Source organism: Paenibacillus sp. N3.4, from assembly GCF_008017805.1.
Classification (GTDB): domain Bacteria; phylum Bacillota; class Bacilli; order Paenibacillales; family NBRC-103111; genus Paenibacillus_E.
Map to the genome: position 1 here is coordinate 1 of NZ_VRTT01000099.1, position 19823 is coordinate 19823.

General features: G+C 42.6%; 21 protein-coding genes and 1 pseudogene. 11 read left to right on the plus strand and 11 right to left on the minus strand.

Annotation, left to right across the window (positions count from 1 at the left end; translation table 11 throughout):
• Nucleotides 1-204 precede the first annotated feature (204 nt).
• Nucleotides 205-969 (plus strand): hypothetical protein, encoded by a 765-nt coding sequence (locus FU659_RS30895; protein ID WP_147951082.1) that lies wholly within the window; start codon nt 205-207, stop codon nt 967-969.
• A 145-nt stretch (nt 970-1114) separates the two neighbouring features.
• Nucleotides 1115-1606, plus strand: a complete 492-nt coding sequence (locus tag FU659_RS30900; RefSeq protein ID WP_187274516.1) for a hypothetical protein — start codon at nt 1115-1117, stop codon at nt 1604-1606.
• Nucleotides 1607-1950: 344 nt separating this feature from the next.
• Here FU659_RS30900 and FU659_RS30905 read toward each other — a convergent pair whose 3' ends face one another.
• Nucleotides 1951-2895, minus strand: a complete 945-nt coding sequence (locus FU659_RS30905) for an ATP-dependent DNA ligase (protein WP_147951084.1) — start codon at nt 2893-2895, stop codon at nt 1951-1953.
• A 207-nt stretch (nt 2896-3102) separates the two neighbouring features.
• Here FU659_RS30905 and FU659_RS30910 point away from each other — a divergent pair, with 207 nt between their 5' ends.
• Genes FU659_RS30910 through arsC form a run of 3 tightly spaced genes read left to right on the plus strand, consistent with a single transcriptional unit; the run spans nt 3103 to nt 5215 of the window.
• Entirely contained in the window at nt 3103-3426 is a 324-nt protein-coding gene (locus FU659_RS30910; protein ID WP_147951085.1) for an ArsR/SmtB family transcription factor, read from the plus strand.
• A gap of 52 nt (nt 3427-3478) precedes the next feature.
• A complete protein-coding gene (locus FU659_RS30915; protein WP_147951086.1) occupies nt 3479-4768 on the plus strand; it encodes an arsenic transporter in 1290 nt (429 codons plus the stop codon).
• 24 nt (nt 4769-4792) lie between these two features.
• Nucleotides 4793-5215: an arsenate reductase (thioredoxin) gene (gene arsC, locus FU659_RS30920; protein ID WP_147951087.1), complete on the plus strand. Its 423-nt coding sequence runs from the start codon at nt 4793-4795 to the stop codon at nt 5213-5215.
• A 5-nt stretch (nt 5216-5220) separates the two neighbouring features.
• On the opposite strand, the gene FU659_RS30925 is transcribed toward arsC, so the two are convergent.
• From FU659_RS30925 to FU659_RS30945, 5 genes are all read right to left on the minus strand, one after another.
• Nucleotides 5221-5925, minus strand: coding sequence for a YjjG family noncanonical pyrimidine nucleotidase (locus tag FU659_RS30925; protein ID WP_147951098.1), 705 nt, complete (start codon nt 5923-5925; stop codon nt 5221-5223).
• A 2-nt stretch (nt 5926-5927) separates the two neighbouring features.
• Nucleotides 5928-6428 (minus strand): DMT family transporter, encoded by a 501-nt coding sequence (locus FU659_RS30930; RefSeq protein WP_147951088.1) that lies wholly within the window; start codon nt 6426-6428, stop codon nt 5928-5930.
• 26 nt (nt 6429-6454) lie between these two features.
• Nucleotides 6455-7153 carry a Crp/Fnr family transcriptional regulator gene (locus FU659_RS30935; protein ID WP_147951089.1) on the minus strand — a complete coding sequence of 233 codons (699 nt, stop codon included), beginning with the start codon at nt 7151-7153 and terminating at the stop codon, nt 6455-6457.
• A 22-nt stretch (nt 7154-7175) separates the two neighbouring features.
• On the minus strand, nt 7176-7601 hold the full coding sequence (locus FU659_RS30940; RefSeq protein ID WP_147951090.1) for a DMT family transporter: 426 nt from the start codon (nt 7599-7601) through the stop codon (nt 7176-7178).
• Between the two features lie 193 nt (nt 7602-7794).
• Nucleotides 7795-8517 (minus strand): putative protein N(5)-glutamine methyltransferase, encoded by a 723-nt coding sequence (locus FU659_RS30945; protein WP_261808170.1) that lies wholly within the window; start codon nt 8515-8517, stop codon nt 7795-7797.
• Nucleotides 8518-8894: 377 nt separating this feature from the next.
• Between FU659_RS30945 and FU659_RS30950 the strand changes: the two genes are divergently transcribed.
• Nucleotides 8895-9638: an SDR family NAD(P)-dependent oxidoreductase gene (locus FU659_RS30950; RefSeq protein WP_147951092.1), complete on the plus strand. Its 744-nt coding sequence runs from the start codon at nt 8895-8897 to the stop codon at nt 9636-9638.
• A gap of 71 nt (nt 9639-9709) precedes the next feature.
• On the opposite strand, the gene FU659_RS30955 is transcribed toward FU659_RS30950, so the two are convergent.
• Nucleotides 9710-10018, minus strand: coding sequence for a hypothetical protein (locus FU659_RS30955; protein ID WP_147951093.1), 309 nt, complete (start codon nt 10016-10018; stop codon nt 9710-9712).
• A 272-nt stretch (nt 10019-10290) separates the two neighbouring features.
• Here FU659_RS30955 and FU659_RS30960 point away from each other — a divergent pair, with 272 nt between their 5' ends.
• Both FU659_RS30960 and FU659_RS30965 read left to right on the plus strand, forming a co-directional pair.
• Nucleotides 10291-10869 carry a sensor domain-containing protein gene (locus FU659_RS30960; RefSeq protein WP_147951099.1) on the plus strand — a complete coding sequence of 193 codons (579 nt, stop codon included), beginning with the start codon at nt 10291-10293 and terminating at the stop codon, nt 10867-10869.
• Between the two features lie 122 nt (nt 10870-10991).
• Nucleotides 10992-12791, plus strand: coding sequence for a helix-turn-helix transcriptional regulator (locus FU659_RS30965; protein WP_187274517.1), 1800 nt, complete (start codon nt 10992-10994; stop codon nt 12789-12791).
• A 105-nt stretch (nt 12792-12896) separates the two neighbouring features.
• Here the strand turns inward: FU659_RS30965 and FU659_RS30970 are convergent, their stop codons facing one another.
• The 3 genes from FU659_RS30970 to FU659_RS30980 form a co-directional block, all read right to left on the minus strand.
• Nucleotides 12897-13664 carry a polysaccharide deacetylase family protein gene (locus FU659_RS30970; RefSeq protein WP_147951094.1) on the minus strand — a complete coding sequence of 256 codons (768 nt, stop codon included), beginning with the start codon at nt 13662-13664 and terminating at the stop codon, nt 12897-12899.
• Between the two features lie 41 nt (nt 13665-13705).
• Nucleotides 13706-14413, minus strand: a complete 708-nt coding sequence (locus tag FU659_RS30975) for a YkoP family protein (protein ID WP_261808171.1) — start codon at nt 14411-14413, stop codon at nt 13706-13708.
• A gap of 178 nt (nt 14414-14591) precedes the next feature.
• Nucleotides 14592-15191, minus strand: a complete 600-nt coding sequence (locus FU659_RS30980) for a nitroreductase family protein (RefSeq protein ID WP_147951095.1) — start codon at nt 15189-15191, stop codon at nt 14592-14594.
• A 228-nt stretch (nt 15192-15419) separates the two neighbouring features.
• On the opposite strand from FU659_RS30980, the gene ligD reads away from it, so the two are divergent.
• Nucleotides 15420-16307 carry a non-homologous end-joining DNA ligase gene (gene ligD, locus FU659_RS30985; protein ID WP_147951096.1) on the plus strand — a complete coding sequence of 296 codons (888 nt, stop codon included), beginning with the start codon at nt 15420-15422 and terminating at the stop codon, nt 16305-16307.
• A 21-nt stretch (nt 16308-16328) separates the two neighbouring features.
• Here ligD and cls read toward each other — a convergent pair whose 3' ends face one another.
• Nucleotides 16329-17759 (minus strand): cardiolipin synthase, encoded by a 1431-nt coding sequence (gene cls / locus FU659_RS30990; RefSeq protein WP_147951097.1) that lies wholly within the window; start codon nt 17757-17759, stop codon nt 16329-16331.
• A gap of 237 nt (nt 17760-17996) precedes the next feature.
• On the opposite strand from cls, the gene FU659_RS30995 reads away from it, so the two are divergent.
• On the plus strand, nt 17997-19652 hold the full coding sequence (locus FU659_RS30995) for a spore germination protein (RefSeq protein ID WP_147951102.1): 1656 nt from the start codon (nt 17997-17999) through the stop codon (nt 19650-19652).
• A pseudogene (locus FU659_RS31000) lies at nt 19642-19823 on the plus strand (Ger(x)C family spore germination protein); the annotation flags it as partial. The gene FU659_RS30995 and the pseudogene FU659_RS31000, both read left to right, overlap by 11 nt.

The following is a 19823-nucleotide window of genomic DNA, read 5'->3' on the forward strand; positions in this document are numbered from 1 at the left end:
GTTCTTTATTCGTCATGAGGCAACCTCCTGTAATTTTGGTTGCTTTCATCTTCTCACGTACTTAATTGGCAATGAAGGTGGCTAGGGTTTGACGCTTACCTTAAAGACAAGACATTCAAACCTGGGGGTATTGACTTAAATCAACTTTCACCAGAAGAGAAAGATTTAATCTTACAACGGTCTGAAGAAATAGATAATATCTTATTGAAACTTGCTAAGGCTAGAGGAGAGCAAAAAAACATAGAAGAAAATCAAAAGTCAAGCATCATGAGCAGTGAAGTTACTGCTAAGGCTAAACAAATTCAATCCGAAATTGATGGCCTTGAAGCTGAAAGTGAAAAGATGGGTCTACAACGACTAAAAATAAAGGTTGGTTCAGAAAATCAAGTTGGAATTCTTTCTTCAATTGGTGGCGATTTTGATTTTGATTATATTGATGTAAGATACGATTCATCGACAGGGTTATATATTTTTGAGGGGCAAGGTCAGTGGAAAAATAGGAATTGGTATAATGATAATGGATGTTCACCACTCTGCGTAAATTATTCTACTAAAAATGTCGGTGGAGAAGATGGGTTTGCTCTTTTTTCACTTCATAGAGATATATCTATTTTCAACCAACGTTACTATACTTTAAAAAGTGATTTCGCTACAGCAATCGAATGGACTAACACAGCATCAACAAATGTAGGTGCAAGAGGTTATGGGTGGAAATGGCAAGATAATATCTACTTTAATCCAAATGGTGCGGAATTTAACTCGGCTAGACAATTCGGATGGTATTATTTTGCCTATTCGGATGGAAAACCAAGCTCTGGTAGTGTAGTTTCTTTTAAAGCATCTACTTCTCATACGTGGGATACCACATCTGTAAGTGGTATTTCGTTGGCTCCATGGTCTATTGGTTTTGCATGGAATACAGGATCGAGTCATTGGGAAAAAGAAACGCAAATTAATGTTTTCTACTAAACTTTAAGTGTAAAATAAAGGATATAAAGGGGTTTCCCTTTATATCCTTATACTTTTTAGGTGTTATCTAAAGTTAAATATATCTATAAGGAGGTGTTGAATGTATGGCAAGTAAAAGTTATATTACAATTCTAATCATCTTACTTTGAGTATTATTTATATTATTTATTTTCACAATAATAATAGCCTCAAACATATTGAAAAAATAATTTCAACATTTGAAGGTGTGCAAGTGTCTCTGGACAAAAATGACATAAAAATTATAAGTGATAATAAAAACTCTGTACTAGTAATTAACGTCGATAGCAATAATATCTACGTTAATTGTTATTTAATTAAAAATGACATTGTAGTAGCAAAAACGCTATTTCCAAATGTCACCACGGATATACGTGAGAATATTTCACCGATTGAATGGCAATTTTCTCGAAAGAAAGATCTATATTCTATTTTGATTATTCAGCTTAACGATAAGAATATTATTTCCTTAAATATTAATAGCATTCCACAATCAGAAATCTTTTCTTTCGAATTTAAGGATAGAGTTTATTATTATTCTTTCTCGGAGTATATAGATAATCCGATACAAATTGAGGGGTTATCCGTTGATCAAAATATTATTTACAGAAACTTCTAATCACTCCACCTACCTCAAAGCCCTGATATGGACATGTACAATAACTTAGATAGTCCTGCGGAAAATGATGGGTGGCGGGGGTGGTGGTACGGCGCGTGTCGGCTAGAATGACAAAGAAGCCCAACGGGATCACCGTCAAGCCTTACGCTTTCTTACTTAACGAATCCACGTTGACTAAGTACTAGCTACATGTTTTGCAACTTCCTTTACCCAAGTTGTTTGGTCTTCAAAACTAGCTTCGTCATTCTTGAAAACTACCTGAATCAAAGGAAGCCAATTGATGATGTGTTAACTTTTATTGACCAGCTTATTTTCAACTGTTGTCTAATCCGAGCACCTATTAACTAGGTTTGATTAAAGTTACAATCTTTTGAATTCATCTTTATAAAAGATTGAATACTTGGATGTCTTAATGTTTTGTTTGGGGTCCATTCTAAGAAATTTACTTTAACAACTATTTGGGGTACTATCCATACAGCTTCTTTTTCTCGTTCGGGTTGGTTAATAAAATGGCGCTCTTTAGTTTTAATATTTTGAACTTGTTCAGTTACATTCTGCCAGTCTTTATATGTAAGTTTGCCTGTACCCGCATGTCCGATATACCATAGCTGGCCCTGATCATCATACAAACCTAATAAAAGTGAGTTCACTATTTTATCCCTATAAGTAACGCCGCTTACGACTGCAAATAGGTCTTTAAAAATCTTTTTTTTAAGCCAACGCTTATCTTTTCCATTTATTAAGTAGGTACTGTTCAGATCCTTTATTACAATTCCTTCCAATTCGTGCTGCATCGCAACTTCAAAAAGTGCTTCAATAGCAATATGATTAGTAACTATTTGGACTTGTTGATTAGGCTTAATGATTTTTTCTAGTATAGCTTGTCGTTCTTTAAGACTTAGATGAGTCACCCAGGCTCCATCATAGTAAAGGATATCAAATATCATATAAGTTATTGGAACTTGTCGCATGACTTGAGCCACAGTGGTTGACTTTCTAGAACTATCTCGTCTCATAATCTCATAAAAGGAAGGCTTTCCTTGAAAAAGCGCAATAATCTCGCCGTCTAAAATAAAAGAATTCGCTGAACAGAAAACCTCTGGATGAGTTAATTCAGGATATTGCAGTGTTCTATCATTGCTTCTTCGATTTATTAGTTTAGTTGTACTTCCATCAAAATATAGTAACATTCTCACCCCATCCCATTTGATTTGGCTAGTTAAATGATCACCCGAAGGTAGCTCATCAGTACTAATAGGCTCAAATGGGATTAATGGTTCAAAATCCAAATCTCATTCCCCCCAATAAATTGTCGTCATAATAATATTCTTAACAATTTAATGGTTATTATTACAACTGAAGCAATTTTAATTTCTCCTAAGGTCTATCTATGATTCTGTTCTCCTCAAAATAATATTTACAAAATCTCAACTTTAATATATAACTAAATAATTATATGATGATTTATAAGTTGTTTCAGTGAGGAGAGTGTCATTTTGGTAGAGATTGAAAAATTATCGGATATTTGCAAGCTGCTTGGGGATACAATGCGACTCACGATCTTGTCCCTACTCCAAGAACGTGAGCTGTGCGTGTATGAGCTTGTTGACATTTTACAAACCAGCCAACCCAATGTCAGTCAACATATGCGAAAGCTCAAGGATGGGGGATTGGTGAAGGAAGCCAAAAAGGGGCAGTGGGTATTCTATTCGTTGAACATTAGCGACAAAGCCTTTCTACACGAGCTATTTCGGCATTTGCCATCCCAAAAGGAAAAAGTGAATGCAGTCTCTTGTGAACAGCTGAATTGCTGTGATTAGCTACTACTTATAATGCAAGTTTTCCTTATGGAAATATGTTTAGGAGGAGCACATGGTATTCGCAATAATCATATTTTTACTTACACTTACGTTTGTGATCTGGCAGCCTAGGGGTTTAAATATTGGATGGTCCGCTTCAGCCGGTGCCTTACTGGCACTTATTTTTCAAATTGTTTCCCTGCATGACGTTGTTACCGTGACAGGAATCGTATGGAATGCGACTTTGACCTTTGTCGCCCTCATCCTCATTTCCCTAATCCTTGATCAAATCGGTTTATTCGAATGGTGCGCCCTGCACATGGCACGAATGGCAAAAGGCAGCGGTAAAACCATGTTTGTCTATGTCATATTGCTCGGAGCAGCTGTGTCCGCTTTATTTGCTAACGATGGAGCCGCGCTTATTTTAACGCCAATTGTTCTCGCCATGGTTCGGGCTTTGAAATTCCCAGACAAAATGATTATTCCTTTCATTATGGCAAGTGGCTTTATCGCTGATACCACTTCACTTCCCTTTGTCGTAAGCAATTTGGTCAACATTGTCTCCGCTGATTTTTTTGGTATTGATTTCGTAACCTATGCAAGCAGAATGTTCGTCACGAGCCTCTGCTCATTAGCTGCAAGTCTGCTTGTTCTTTTTCTTTTTTTCAGAAAAGACATTCCTCAGAATTACGATATCGCTCAGCTTAAACAGCCTTCAGAAGCGATTAAGGATTTAAAGCTATTCCGTCTGTCTTGGATCGTACTCGGGGTTTTGTTGATCGCTTACCTCATCAGTGAATTCATTAAAATCCCAGTCTCTATCATCGCAGGAAGTGCAGCGCTCATTTTTATTCTTTTTGCTCGTTCCAGCAAAGTAATTGAAACCAAACGAGTCATCAAAGATGCGCCATGGGCGGTTGTTATTTTCTCCATCGGGATGTATGTAGTCGTATACGGGTTGAAAAATGTCGGTCTCACGGATACTCTTGGAAATCTGATTGAACAGATATCCGCACAAGGATTGTTTGCTGCTACTGTCGGAATGGGATTTCTAGCGGCTATTTTATCCTCTGTGATGAACAATATGCCGACGGTTATGATCGACGCGCTTGCTATCCAAGGTTCGCAAACAGATGGCATGATCCGCGAAGCGTTAATTTATGCAAATATCATTGGCTCTGATTTAGGTCCGAAAATAACCCCAATCGGCTCGCTGGCCACATTGCTATGGCTTCATGTGTTATCCAACAAAGGAGTAAAAATAACATGGGGTTATTATTTCAAAGTCGGTATTATACTTACGATTCCAACCTTATTCATCACACTAATAGGTTTGTACCTATGGTTAAGCATACTCGCCTAAATCAATCTTAAGGAGCTGTTCCACATGGACAAAAAACTAGTTTATTTTCTTTGCACGGGAAACTCATGCCGCAGTCAAATCGCTGATGGCTTTTTAAAAGCTTTGGGGAGTGATAGCTACGAGGTAAAAAGCGCAGGATTGGCGGCACACGGATTGAACCCACGAGCCGTCGCTACAATGAAAGAAGCAGGTCTCGATATCTCGAACCATACATCGGATGTGATTGATCCTGAGATTTTAAGTCGCGCTGATTTCATCATCACTTTGTGCGGCGATGCAAACGATAACTGCCCTGTTGTTCGTAATGATAAAGCGGAAAGATGGCACTGGGGATTTGATGATCCTGCCAAAGCAACCGGAACGGAAGAAGAAATAACAGCCAAATTCAGGGAAGTCCGTGATTCAATCCAGCGTCGGATCGAGCAGTTTTTACGTGAAGGAAAGTAAGAGGATCAAGCTGATCCTCTTTCTTCATGTAAGATTCGGTACAGTTCATCCAGATTTTGAATGTGATAGGTGGGAACAATATCAGTATCATTGGGTTTCATGGCTGGGTTGAACCAACATGTGTCTAAACCTGCGAGCTGTCCGCCTTTGATATCCGCGCTTAAGGAATCTCCGATAATGAGTCCTTCTTCGACAGAAAAATTAGGGATTCGCGCAAAGACATAATCAAAATATTCTTTCATTGGCTTTTGAAAACCAGTATCCTCAGAAACAAAAACTCCCTTAACTAGCGGATATAATCCCGAACCACGTAAGCGTTTATCCTGCGTCCTGGAAACACCATTCGTCACGATATAGATATCATATTTATTGTAAAGGTCCTTTATTAATTCAATAGCCCCATCAACAAGCTGATGCCCCTCTTCTAAGTAGCTGCGATAATTTTGTTCCAGTAAGACACCATCAACCTCTAGACCGTATTCCTTAAATAAAAGGGAATAGCGCGTATTCACAACCTCATCACGACTTATTTCCCCTTCTTCAAAAGCCTTCCAAAGACCTTGATTTATTTGTTTATAAAGAGCCTCGATCTCCGTCGTTAACGTGATTTTTTGTTCTTCGAAAAGCAAGCGCAGCGCTAACTTTTCTGCTGCGGCAAAGTCCAATAGTGTATCATCTACATCAAATAATAAAGTTTGGTATTTTTTCAAAATCATCTCTCTCCATTCTCTGCTCTTGTCTTCTTCCAAGTCATCTTAGACGATCTCTGTTTCTCGCGCCCACCGCTTAATTTAAATACAAAAATACCACCTACTATAACCAGTACACCGATCAATTCTTTAGCGGTAAAAGGAATTTTATCCAGACCTAACCAACCTAGTGAATCCCACAATAAAGCAAACCCTAACTGTGACGTCAATACGATAATACTTGCATAGGAAGGTCCAAGCAGCCTTATCCCTTGTACCAGACAAATAACTACCCCTACTCCGATCAAACCGCTGAACCAATACCATAGATGCATATTGGGCAAGGAAAACATATGTTTACCTTCAAAGAGCAGACCAATCGTTAATGAAGCCAGGAATCCCATACCTAATACCAATGTCGTTGTTGCCATAGATCCCGCGCGTTCATTCACCTTACTGTTGAATATGTTTTGCAAACCGACCAATGAACCTGCGATAAGCGCCAATAACAGTCCCAGAATCATAACCCATACTCTCCCATCAAATCGTTCTATTCGTAAATATTATGATTGGCCAACGTGCTTAACCCTTCTCTGTTCTTAACAAGGATGAACCCTTTGTTACGCTCAATCAGACCCTCTGCACAAAACTGTTGAATTACCCGATTGAGATGCCTATAGCTGGTTCCAATTAAGTTCGCAGCATCCCTTAGACTCGCTGCTTCCAGCTGCCCTTTAAATTGGGAATCGGATTCATCAAAGGAAACCGATAATAGATAACTTGCCAGTCGCACCTCCACCGGATACATCAGATTAAAGCTTAACGAATTGGACTTCAAGTAAAACTTTTGAGTAATCGTCTTCAGCACAAATTGCAGCAGAGGTACATAATCACTTCCATATTTTTTTAACCATCGTTGATGAACACCGATCATACAGACAGAAGATACGGCCTCAACCGTATTAATAATATCTATCCCCTGCACGTATTCAATATCTCCAATCAACTCAAGCGGCTTCTTAAAAGAAAGAATAAGTGATTTCCCTTCTGTCGAGGTGGTATAAATTTTAATTTTCCCCTTAACAAGCACGTACAGATACTCAGAAGGCTCTCCTTGTGAACAAATGAGTTCTCCTTGGTTAAAGCTGTAGAGCGACAAATGCGGTATTAATTGTTCATTAAAAACAGATTCTATTTGATGAGCATGCAAATATTGATTTAATTGTTCACGATCCTTCATTTCTTTCATTCGTCGGTAGTACCTCCTATGATCAAAACCTCAGTATGAACACACCAGCTATCATCATCCCAATGCCAATGAACTGGGGCAGCCTCATCTTCTGTTTTACCACACCGAACCATCCGTTACCATCAATTAATAAGGTCAGACTCAGTTGGGCAATCAGCACAGCAGATATGGTAAGGGTCGCTCCAGCTTTTTGAATAGCCGTGACGTTGCTGAAAATAATGATCGCCGCGAAGGCACCGCCAATCAAATATAACGGTTTTACTTGCTTAATCCCCTGCCATTTTCCATCTCGAACGAAAATCAGGATAAACAAAGATACAATGAATCCGGTTAATTGTGTAATCGTCGCCGCTTGCCAAACGCCAATATCTTGACTAATCCGTGAATTAGCTACTCCTTGTAAGGTAATCAAGGCGCCACCTAAACATGCAAATAAAATCCCTCTCATTTTGCGCTCTCCCCACTTTGGATTTCTCTATAATTAAATGATACATCGAGGTGCTTTGGGAAGACATATGTCCTCAAGTAAAAAGCTAACATGATTTACTGCCTGACAGCAGCACAAACAGGCTGCTATAGGGCAGCCTGCTGATCATTTTGTATATATATTCTTCACCCTTTTTGAATTTATTAATTATCTGTTACTCACCCGAATCGCTATGGAGGACTGGCTTGGTTCCGATGACGACTGTAGCGTCCAAATCATCGAATCTGGCTACACGCGGGATCAGCCCGCTGCAAGAGAAAATCTCAACGGTCTGCGATGCCTGCCGTTCGCTAGTCTCAACCAGCAGGTGACCTCCCGGCACCAACCAGAGTGACGCAGCGACTGCCACCCGCCGCTGCATGTCAAGCCCGTCCGCTCCCCCATCGAGAGCCATCCGCGCCTCATGTATCCGAGCTTCTGGGGGCAGCAGCTCGATCGCCTTGGTAGGTACGTAAGGCGCGTTGGCGACTAAAACGTCAACACGGCCCCGCAGTGAGGCAGGCAGCGGCTCATAAAGATCACCTTCGAACACCTGGCCGCCGGCGACAGCAACGTTGCGACGAGCACACCTTACCGCGACGGGGTCGATATCGGCGGCGTACAGCTCGATCCGTTCCACAGCAGCAGCCAGCGCTGCGCCAACAGCGCCCGAGCCGCAGCACAGGTCAACTACAATGGCTCCTGAAAGAGTGAGCGCAGCGGCCTGGCGGACGAGAAATTCGGTACGGTGCCGGGGAACGAAGACTCCAATGTCCACCGCTACCTGCAAGCCGCAGAACTCTGCCCAGCCAATGACATATTCGAGGGGCAGACCAGCAGCTCTCCGGTCTACCATGACTGTGAGTTCAGTTGGCGTACGGGCCGCAGCGACGAGCATCTGAGCTTCGTCTTCGGCAAAAACGCAGCCTGCGGCTCGAAGCCTAGCGACAACGGCTTTGGTATCTCCACATGGCTCACCCGAATTCACAACTGCCTCCCTATCGGTACGGAGTGCCGAATTGTCCTTTCTCAAGCTCATAGCTGCTTTTCTTAAGTCCATCATTCCATCTCATTTCGCAACAAATATAGGGCTCCCCCTGTTATACCCATTATTTTATTCCTGTATCAGCCTAGTGGACAGATAAAGATTAGTTATAAGCAACTATCTAGATGATCGATCTATGCGTATAAAGGATAAGTCAGTTGCAAATGAATAACAAAGGTCGATATGAGACTTTCTAGATCATGCATATGAGATGAAGGAGTGTAGAAACCATGAGATTCCATGCAAAAGTCGTAATTGTTACTGGTGGAGCAAGCGGTATCGGGGAAGTGACTGCTCGCTTATTTGCGGAAGAAGGCGCTAAAGTGATCATTGCGGATTTCGCAGATCGGGGGCAGGAAGTTTCTGATCAGTTGAATGCGGACGGATTAGATACTTTATTTATCAAAACCGATGTATCCAAAGAGGACGAAGTCATCCAAATGGTATCCAAGACAGTAAATAAATATGGGAAGCTGGATATTCTTTTCGCAAACGCCGGCATTGCCAAGGATGGACCTGCTGACGAATTAAGTGCAGAAGCCTGGCAGAGAACCATTGATATTAATTTAACTGGCGTATTTCTTTGCGATAAATATGCGGTCAAGCAGATGCTTGCCCAAGGTACCGGAGGATCCATCGTGAACTGTGGCTCCATTCACAGTCATGTAGGTAAAGCGCATGTCACCTCATACGCAGCAGCAAAAGGCGGAGTTAAACTGTTAACCCAATCGATGGGTGCGGACTATGCCATGAAAGGAATCCGAGTGAACGCTGTATGCCCAGGTTATATCGATACGCCGCTCATCGCAGGGCGGAATGAAGCGATTAACCAACATCTGATTGGCTTACACCCTATGGGTCGTTTAGGTAGACCTGAAGAAGTGGGCAAAGCCGTTTTATTCCTCGCAAGTGACGATGCTTCTTTTATAACAGGAACGACTCTGCTGGTAGACGGAGGATATACGGCTATTTAGGCATGGCTAAGAACCTTCAGTTCCACTTTGTATCGTGGTTTTTGAAGGTTCTTACTCTCCCCATGATTCATTTACCCTTCCAGTACATCCGCCTCTAATTCGCTCGCAATCTCAATCATCTTGGGAATCACCGCTTCGTTCGTGCCAGACACATAAATATCTCCTTGATAATGCCGAAAGGGTATCTTTATTGAGCCGCAGCTCCACATGAAAAAATCTCCCTCAATGGACATGCTGGTAGAGCCAGTGACCGTAAACACGGATGTATAAGAAAAATCCGGTTTAGACGCAAAATACTGTTTGCACTCTTCTAAAGATATTGATTTTGCCTGATTGTCATTTTGCTGTAAACCTCTTGTAATTCGATAGCGTTGACTCATTGAAATTTCACCATTTTCATTGGATTTTCGGGGCGAACGTCACATGTGAATATACGTTAAGCTTAACAAATAATCTCGGGCTTCGCATCACCATACAAAAAGCACAGGGTTTATGGCAAAGCGCCTGTCATACGAACAAGTTACTTCACGTCATCGTATTAAATGATTTTCCAGTAATGTCATATGACATTTTTGCACTAGTTTCTTTGACACGGCGAACAGTAGGATATGACTATTACCGTAGAAGGGACGATGAACTTTTCATGATAAAATTGATGCAGCGCTTCATCCAAAATGGCTACTTTTTACTTTTCACTTTCGTTACAGGATTATTTTACTTTTGCTTTTACTTGGTTACCCTCACCTTAGGATTGAGTCTTTCCTTTACTGTAGTTGGCATTCCCCTGCTTACACACGTGCTGCGAACCACGTCAATCTTCGTGCAATATGAACGCGTTCAAACGAAGATCTATACCGATATCACCACACCCCCTTACGAAGGGAAACTAAGAACAGGGTCCTCATTCTGGGAACAAGCCAAAGCGGAGCTTCTGGATCATCGCAACTGGACCGCTATCGCTTGGTTGATGTTAAAGTTTCTAATTGGACTTTTATGCCTGCTTAGTATAGCCATACTCTACATCACGCCTACTTTGTTTATCCTGGTTCCACTGCTAGCTCATTTTTTTGACATCTACTTTATTGGAATACGGGTAGATACATTCTCAAAATCTCTTATTATTATGTCCGCTGGGTTTATTCTAGCTTTTGTGAGCTCCTGGCTTGCAAATGGTTGGGTAAGGCTCATCGGCGGTTACACGCGTCAAATGATTAAAATCTTAAACCGATAGCTATGAAACTCATCACAACATGTACGCCTCATGACAGCTTCGGAAGGTATCGTTTGATACCAATTTTGTTCTATAATAGCTAGAAAACAGAAACAATATGAAGGTTTGTAGGGGTGATCAACTTGTTTGAAACGGTAAAACAGTGGGTCTGGTATGACTGGACTATGTTTGCGTTCCGCTTTATTGGCAGTATTTCGCTCTTGTTCACAACCTTACAAGTGCATGATCACATAACGCTACCCCTTTGGGTTGTTATTTTTTGGGAGCTTATTGCATTTTCCGTGCCTTGGCTCTGTTTGCTGCTCAATTATAAGTATTATTTGCTTACAGAAATCATTATTTCGGGTGGATTAAGCTTGTATTTAACTTCTTTATTTCCGGAAGCTTATCTCGCTTTTCTCGTATCTATTTTCCTGATTGCTGTGAACAGCGCTCATCAATCCTATCGTTGGTCAGGGCCCATGACCATCCTACTGATTCCTATTTTGATAAATGTGCTTGCTCATCAGAATAATTATTTGATCATGATGGTTCACAATGGACTCGCTTATGCTTTTGGATTTGCTTTTCATTTACTGGTGGTCAATCATCAACAAAGTGAAATCATCCGTGAACAAAACACGGTCTTAGAACAGTATTTATCTCAAATCGAACGTATCACGCTAGCTGAAGAACGCAATAGGCTCTCTACGAATCTCCACGATACAATTGGACATTCTTTTACCTCTATCATCATGGGATTAGAAACATTGCGTCCGGAACTTTCTACAGAAGTTGGCGTGCAAAAACTTGATTCTTTATTAAATTTAGCTCGCAAGAGTATAGAGGAAATTAGAGGATACTTACATCAAATAGAGTCACCGCAGGAAACGCTTCCGCTGCTCCAATCGTTACAGCAATTAGGAGAAGAATTTCAAGCGCATGCAAAAGTGCATGTTCGCTTCCGATCTTTTGGGGAGGAATATCCGTTACCCAAACAAGCCAAAATGACCTTTTTTCGTTGCTTGCAGGAATCGTTAACTAACGCTGTACGTCACGGTCAGTCTACGGAAATCACCGTTTCTCTACAATTTGAGCAGCGAAATACAAGACTGGAAGTAAAGGACAACGGTAAAGGGATGGAGAAATGGCAGGATGGCTTTGGCTTGAACGCGATGAAAGAACGCGCGATGAATCTACAAGGTCAAGTATCTGTCTTTACTGAACCTGGAGAAGGAACGCTTGTTACCTGCACATTGCCAAGGCAAGTGGCACTCCATGATGAAGTCATTCGCTTACTAATCGTTGACGACCAGCTTTTCATACGTGAAAGCCTACGGACTCTCCTGGAGGGATATAAAGATTTGCAAGTGGTGGGATTGGCTGAGGATGGCGTACAAGCTATCGAAATATGCGGGCAATCTCAGCCTCAGCTCGTGCTCATGGATCTGGACATGCCCAATATGGACGGGATTTCAGCATCCAAAGAAATAAAGCAAAAATGGCCCCAAATCCGCATTCTGATCCTAACAACGTTCCAGGATACTGAACAGGCGCTGGAAGTTCTGCGAAGCGGAGCAGACGGTTATTTATTAAAATCTATGGAACCGCGTGAGCTTGCGGAATCGATACGACTTGTGTATCGCGGGGGCACACTCATTGATCAAGACATGTCCCATAAATTGTTTGAGAAGCTCGAAATGGACAAGATTGAAACCGAATCGTTAAAAGGAAAACTATCCGAGAACTACGATCTGACGCTTCGAGAAATAGAAATTTTACAGTACGTATCCAAAGGTCTACGTTATAAGACCATCGCCTCCAAATTATACTTATCGGACGGCACTGTGAGAAATTACGCCTCATCGGCGTATATGAAACTGGGTGTTCGTAACCGAGAAGAAGCTGTACAGAAGGCATTGGAAGCTGGAATTCTTAAATAAATCATTGCTGCGGATCCATTTCGTTAGAGTTGAATAGAGCCCGGCATGCGGATTCCCGCACCGGGCTCTTTGGTCCCACGCAACCCTCTCATTCGCTGCGCCCATCTACGATTGGACTTGACCAGAACGTTTGGCTCTTGGTACAACCTCTCCAATACCCCTAACATCCTTATCGATCAGCTCATCCGTTCGTACACATCTTAATCCCTGCCCTTGGATGTCTTCCAAGACTTCCTTCAGTCCTGTTATCATGTGCCGCGGCGCTTCTTTATCTGCTCCAAGTGTATCGCCGCTATCGTGAAGAACGACGATGGAACCCGGCTTAATCCTTTTCAACAAGGTGTACTTCAACTGTTTAGCGCTGACCATAGGTTTCCAATCTCCCACCATGACCGACCACAGTACGATCCGATAGGACTTTCTCATCAAAAGGAGATCACCTAGATTCAGAAGCCCCCAAGGGGGCCGGTAAAAGGTAGGCCGCTCTCCAGTAATCCTCTCCACGATATCAGCAGTGCGATCTGCTTGTTCCCGTTTACTCTTCCATGGGGACAAGACCCAATTGGATGTGTGAATGTAGTTATGAATACCGATTTGGTGCCCCTCCTGGTACATCCGTTGAATCAGTTTTGGGTACTTTTCGGCCTTGCTTCCCAGTACAAAAAAGGTGGCCTTTACTTCATGCTCTTTTAACAAGTCCAGCAAGCAAGGGGTATATAAAGGGTCAGGGCCGTCATCGAAAGTAAAGGCAATGCCCTTCTTCACTGTTCCTTTGGATAGAACTCCCCATCTACATATGCGTGTCAGAATAAAGGGAACTAACATATAGAGGATCATTACATCAATAGATAAAGTAATAAACATCTGCATCATGGAACGACCTCACTTTCTAATCCTATAGATTCTAGTTACCATCAAGAGGTGATGGTTTGGAATCCATTCTTCCTTGCCGTAAAACGCTCCTTCAGAGACTGCTTGCTTATCACCAGCATCATGGGAGATAGCTTTTCGGCGCTGTGTTGGATTCGTTGTTTTCCCTCAGGATGCATCACACGAAGCAGGAAGCGAAGGTATATCGCATAAAATCTTTGCTGCCATTTGGACGAGATGGGATGCTGTTCAAACCCTATTCCGTGAATGATTCCGCGGTGAAGCAGGGTGATCCCGGTTAACACCTGGACTTTCACCAGTTCCGGATTGTTATCTAGCTCCTCACTAATTTGCTTCATTGCATGACGGAACATGCGTGCAGTACTCAATCCTGCTCGATCTGCACCAACCGTACGAACCAGCCTCAGCACCTGCCGATTGTCCAGATGAAGTTCGCCTACCCAGTCTCCGGCAAGTATCCAATGTCCATCTTGGCAGATCATGCTTTTTCCCTGATGCTGCCTAACCACCAATTTACATATGCCGTAACCCCATACAGACTCGCTTCGAAATTTGGTTAAGAAGTCAAACACGTTCTCCCACATCATCCAGAGCGACTGTATAGATGTTTTCATTATTGACGCTGCCATTAATCTCATCCTTCTCTCTTTTTCATTTAAACCTTCAATCATAAGACGCATATGGCCGCCAATCACCTTCACCAAGCCATTGCCCAGATGATGTTGATCCATGTACACCCTGCTCCTCCACTTTTGAGATTTCAACTTCTTTACAGCTCTTATGCTAGTTCTTGCGGTGTAAAATCGGCTAGTGCCATAATGTCACATGACAAAATATGAAAACCCAAAACCCCAACCAAGTCTCACGACCGGATTGGGGGTTTGGTTATTAAGGAATTGAAATTATTTCTTATTGAAAAAATTTCACACGATCTTCAAGCGGTTGGAATTCTTTATCACCCGGTGTAAACGTCGGTTTGCCGAAAGGCATTTGGGCAAGCAGCTTCCACTGACTTGGAAGGCCCCATGTTTGTGCAACTTCATCATTAATTAGTGGATTATAATGCTGCAGCGAAGCGCCAAGACCTTCTTGTTCCAGAGCTGTCCAGATGACGAATTGCAGCATGCCTGAGGATTGGTTCGACCAAATCGGGAAGTTATCCGCGTAAGCTGCGAATTGCGTTTGCAAGTTTTCGATCACGGTTTGATCTTCGAAAAATAGTGCAGTACCAGAACCGCTGCCGAAGCTGTTGATTCTTTCTTCTGTTGGAGCGAAGCTATCCGCAGGTACGATCTTTCTTAATGTTTCTTTCGTGATGTTCCATAATTTATCGGATTGGTCGCCGAATAATACGACAACTCGAGCACTCTGTGAATTGAAGGATGATGGCGTATGCTTAACAGCCTCATTAACGATTTCTTGAATACGTTCATTTGAAATAACTGTTTCTTTGCTCAATCCATAAAACGTGCGTCTTTCTTTCACTGAAGCCAGAAAATCTTTACTCATCTCTATTCCTCCATTTTTTTCAATTAAATTACGTAAAAGCATATGCTTATGCTTCAAACGTTACTAACTAATAGTTATTTACTTTTATTATTATCATCCCTAACTTGCTCGTTGTCAACCTTTTTTCATCGTCATTATTCTCTGCTGTATATTCCTCATCCGAACAAGTTTGAGATATGGCCTAGGAGGGAATAATCGGTGATAACCCATCAGAGGAGGCGAATTTCCATGGCAACCGCAACAAGCAAAGGCATATTGGTAGTGGAAGGCAACGAACTCATTATCACTAATCCTAACAAACCTTTATGGCCCGAAATGGGCATTACCAAGGCCGATTATTTGGCGAAGCTTACTGAGCTATCCCCATATTTGCTGCATTATTGCCGCAATCGTCACTTAACCACGATTCGTTTCCCGCATGGATACCAGGATAAGTCTTTTTATCAGAAAAATGCTCCTACTCCCGTGCCTAGCTTTGTTCAACTAGCTCCACTGGATGGCATCAATTATGTGAATATGGATTGCTTGTCTACGTTAATCTGGCTCGGAAATCTGGCCTGTTTAGAATTCCACCCCTCCTTTCATCGCATTGGGGAAACCCTGCCAGCCGAATGGCTCATCGATATGGACCCTACGCTCGAAGAAGAACCGCGTATTATGGAAGCCGCGCATATCATTGGAGAAGTGTTGGATGCCTTACACATTCAATCCATTGCCAAAACCTCCGGTGCAACAGGCATACAGATTTATATCCCGATTCAACATGGGTATACGTTCGAACAGCTTCGGAAAATCGGTCATTTTATAGCAGCTTATGTGGTCAAGAAATATCCCGCGTTGTTCACTATAGAAAGGTTTAAGAAAAATCGTGGAGATAAAATCTATGTGGATTACTTACAGCATTGGTATGGGAAAACATTATCCGCTCCCTACACACCACGTGCCAAAAAAGACGCTTCAGTCTCCACTCCCTTGACATGGCAAGAAGTTGAGCTGCGTCCAAGTCCGCGTGAATTTAATTTAAACACTGTGATGGATAGGCTTAAGAAGTATGGTGATCTAATCGAAAGAGTTCCCTTGCAAAATCTGGATGCTATTCTCCACAAACTTCAATAGTAGTACTTGATAGAACTTCTATTAAAATAAGGGTGAGAGCAGCCGTGCAATTACTTCTTTTCCTTTCTCTAAACGGGATCTTTGTTCAAACTCTGCCAGCTTCAACTCATCGCATGCTTTCAAGTCCATATAAAAATCGGACTCCAGACGGTCAATATCATCTTTATTGAACAACAGCGCATTCAGTTCAAAATTGCTGAAGAAACTTCGCATATCCATGTTCGCTGTACCTACCGTTGCCAACGTGTGATCAACAATCATGACTTTCGCATGAATGAACCCTTTTCGATACAAATAAAACTGAACGCCGGCCTGCATAAGTTCCAGAAAATAAGATCGAGAGGCGTACTGAACCATCAGAGAGTCTGCTTTAAAGGGAAGAATGATCCGTACATCTACACCGCTGATAACAGCTGTTTTGAGCGCCATGGTAATGCTAGGATCGGGAATGAAATAAGGCGTCGTCATATAGACCCGCTTCTTAGCTGCAATAATTCCTCCAAAGAACATTTCCTGAATAGCATCCCAGTAAGCGTCTGGACCACTCGAAATGATTTGAACCAAAGAAGACTTAGGGATACTGTGCTCCGGAAACAGCGTTTCATCTACTAATCTCTCACTACTGACGAATAGCCAATCGGTCATAAAGGTTTGCTGTAAATAGTAAACTGCGTCTCCTTCCAGCATAAGGTGAGTGTCACGCCAGAAACCAAGCTTCGGATTACCTCCCAGATACTCATCTCCGATGTTGATACCGCCAACGAATCCTATTTTGCCATCAACGACGATAATTTTACGATGGTTCCGATAGTTGATGCGCTTATCGAAAAACGCAATCAGCGGCTGAAGAAAAGGGTATACCTCAATACCAGCCTGTTTGAGTTCATGAATATATGCCGCAGAAAGCGAATAACTGCCAATTCCATCGTAGATTACTCGAACCTTCACACCCTCCTTCGCCTTTCTGATCAGGGCCTCTTGAAATCTTAGCCCTGTCAGGTCACTCCTAATCGTATAGAACTCAAAATGAATATGAATTTGCGCTTTGCTAATCGCCGTTAACATAGCTTCGTAGGTAATGTCTGCGTTAGTTAATACATCAACATGATTGTTGGGTGTTAGGGGGGAACCCGGAACATTATGCAGTAATCCACAAAGTCGCGGCTCCTGAAAAAGCTGGCAAACTTCCAAAAGAGGATTTCCTTCTAATCCGGCAACACCCATCCTCCATTGATGCTTTAATGCCTCCATTTTACGGTATCCTTTGCGTCTAACCATTTTGCGTTGAGAATATTCCTTAGCCAAAAAATAATACATAATAAATCCAATGACTGGGAAAATAAACATAACGAGCAGCCAAGCCACCGTTTTGGCAGGCCGCTTATACTCGCCAATCAGAATGGTCGCAATCTGGAAAATAAAAAGCAGCAGAACAATAATAATCCAGATCAAAGCTTTTTCTCCCCTATCCAAATAAAGATATTTCCCCTAATTTCCTTGTCCCGTTAGCTTTTGCCAAGAGCTCTGCATCTATACTTAGCCGCCATTTGAAGCATGACCAAATAAAATTTTCCAACTTTCGTAATAAAATCCTTTATTTCGAGAAATATAACAAATGGATTCCTATCATCTTCATCACGATGCCCTGCAGGAGGTGCCACCATCATGGTCAACACATCCAAACAATTGATGAAGCGAATCCTTAATAAACGCTCATCAGACCAACCACCCGATGAAGAGAAGGATCAGTCTAGTCTTCACGATTCACTGGACTATCACTTCATTGAAGAATTGAAGGAAACGAAAATCTCGCTGCTTTTAAGCGATAATCACACCTTCATCAAACACCTGTTCCAAGATTGTTCCGACATTGTCGTCCGCGAATTTGAGATAGAGCCGAATATTCCGGCGCTGTTGTTTTTCGTAGATGGGCTTACCAACACCCAACTGTTAAACGACACGATGAAATCACTCATGCTGCTCGGAGGTGGTGAAACGTCGATCGAACGGATCGCTGGCACGATACTGCCAGTATCCCAGACGCAGATCTCCGACAATTACGGAGATCTGCTCGTCTCCGTGCTAAGTGGAGACGTCGCTCTGCTGGTTGAGGGCAACACGAAAGCAGTACTGCTCGGTATCCGCGGAACAGAGAAACGTTCTGTCGCAGAGCCGGAGACGGAAACTGTCGTACGCGGACCGAAGGAAGGATTCGTCGAAAGTATTCGCACGAATACCTCCATGATCCGCCGCAAGCTGAAGACGCCAAGGCTGAAGATGAAATCAATGACTGTCGGGAAAGAGAGCAACACGAGTCTCGTTGTTTGTTATCTTGACGATCTGGCCATGCCTTCGCTCATCGAAGAAGTCGTCAAGCGGATTGAGCAAATTAAGATCGATGCCATCATTGAATCCGGCATGATCGAAGAGCTGATTCAAGACGACACGTATTCCCCTTTTCCGCAAATTCAATACACGGAACGGCCGGATGTTATTGCAAGTGCCCTGCTGCAAGGTCGAGTTGCCATACTGATCGATGGCACGCCTTTTGCACTCATCGTTCCGTTCGTATTCATTCAAATCATGCAAACGAGCGAAGACTACTATGAGCGTTTCCAGATTGCTACACTGCTGCGTCTGCTGCGGTATGTGTTTTTGTTTCTTTCCCTTACAACGCCTGCACTGTACGTGGCAATAACGACGTATCATCAAGAACTACTTCCGACAACGTTGATGTTGAGCGTAGCCGCGGCCAGAGAAGCAATCCCTTTTCCTGCTGTCATAGAAGCTTTCATCATGGAGATCACCTTTGAGGCGCTGCGAGAAGCGGGTATTCGCTTGCCAAAGGCAGTAGGCTCAGCCGTTTCCATTTTGGGTGCGCTTGTTGTTGGACAAGCCGCCGTTCAAGCGGGAATCGTATCCGCGCCTATGGTTATTGTGGTATCGATTACGGGGATTGCCTCGTTCACCATTCCGCGATTTAATGGCGCCATCGCAGTGAGAATGCTGCGCTTTCCCATTCTTATTGCAGGTTCTTTGTTCGGGTTCTATGGGATCTTCTTCTCGTTGATGATATTAATTGGGCATATGGCGAATTTGCGTTCATTCGGCGTGCCTTATTTGTCCCCCATCGGTCCATTGTCTGTTCCTGACTTGAAAGATGTCATGATTCGCGCTCCTCTGTGGCAAATGAAAGAACGGCCTGAATTCATGGCGGTCCAGGACACGCAGAATATGGATAATAAACTGCCGCAACAAATCAAGGAGGATGGAGGTGTCGACGGCAGCAGAATTCACCATGAACACAAATCGAGTGAGGAGGGGAACAAGCCAGATGGTTCATAAGCGTCCATTTCTACTTGTAATCATCCCCTTTCTTGCGATGAGCTTATTAACGGGTTGCTGGGATCGTACAGAGACCAATGATATAGCCTTTGTGCTCACATCGGCCATTGATTTGGAAGATGACGGTCGTTATCGAATCTCTTATATGCTGCCTCTCCCGGGCTCTATGGG

Bases quoted from the DNA above. Each gene is read 5' to 3' on its own strand.
- FU659_RS30915 (WP_147951086.1), top strand. From the start codon at position 3,479: ATGGTATTCGCAATAATCATATTTTTACTTACACTTACGTTTGTGATC.
- arsC (WP_147951087.1), top strand. From the start codon at position 4,793: ATGGACAAAAAACTAGTTTATTTTCTTTGCACGGGAAACTCATGCCGC.
- FU659_RS30930 (WP_147951088.1), bottom strand. From the start codon at position 6,428: ATGATTCTGGGACTGTTATTGGCGCTTATCGCAGGTTCATTGGTCGGT.
- FU659_RS30935 (WP_147951089.1), bottom strand. From the start codon at position 7,153: ATGAAAGAAATGAAGGATCGTGAACAATTAAATCAATATTTGCATGCT.
- FU659_RS30940 (WP_147951090.1), bottom strand. From the start codon at position 7,601: ATGAGAGGGATTTTATTTGCATGTTTAGGTGGCGCCTTGATTACCTTA.
- FU659_RS30945 (WP_261808170.1), bottom strand. From the start codon at position 8,517: ATGCTCGTCGCTGCGGCCCGTACGCCAACTGAACTCACAGTCATGGTA.
- FU659_RS30950 (WP_147951092.1), top strand. From the start codon at position 8,895: ATGAGATTCCATGCAAAAGTCGTAATTGTTACTGGTGGAGCAAGCGGT.
- FU659_RS30955 (WP_147951093.1), bottom strand. From the start codon at position 10,018: ATGAGTCAACGCTATCGAATTACAAGAGGTTTACAGCAAAATGACAAT.
- FU659_RS30970 (WP_147951094.1), bottom strand. From the start codon at position 13,664: ATGATGCAGATGTTTATTACTTTATCTATTGATGTAATGATCCTCTAT.
- FU659_RS30975 (WP_261808171.1), bottom strand. From the start codon at position 14,413: ATGGATCAACATCATCTGGGCAATGGCTTGGTGAAGGTGATTGGCGGC.
- FU659_RS30980 (WP_147951095.1), bottom strand. From the start codon at position 15,191: ATGAGTAAAGATTTTCTGGCTTCAGTGAAAGAAAGACGCACGTTTTAT.
- ligD (WP_147951096.1), top strand. From the start codon at position 15,420: ATGGCAACCGCAACAAGCAAAGGCATATTGGTAGTGGAAGGCAACGAA.
- FU659_RS30995 (WP_147951102.1), top strand. From the start codon at position 17,997: ATGAAGCGAATCCTTAATAAACGCTCATCAGACCAACCACCCGATGAA.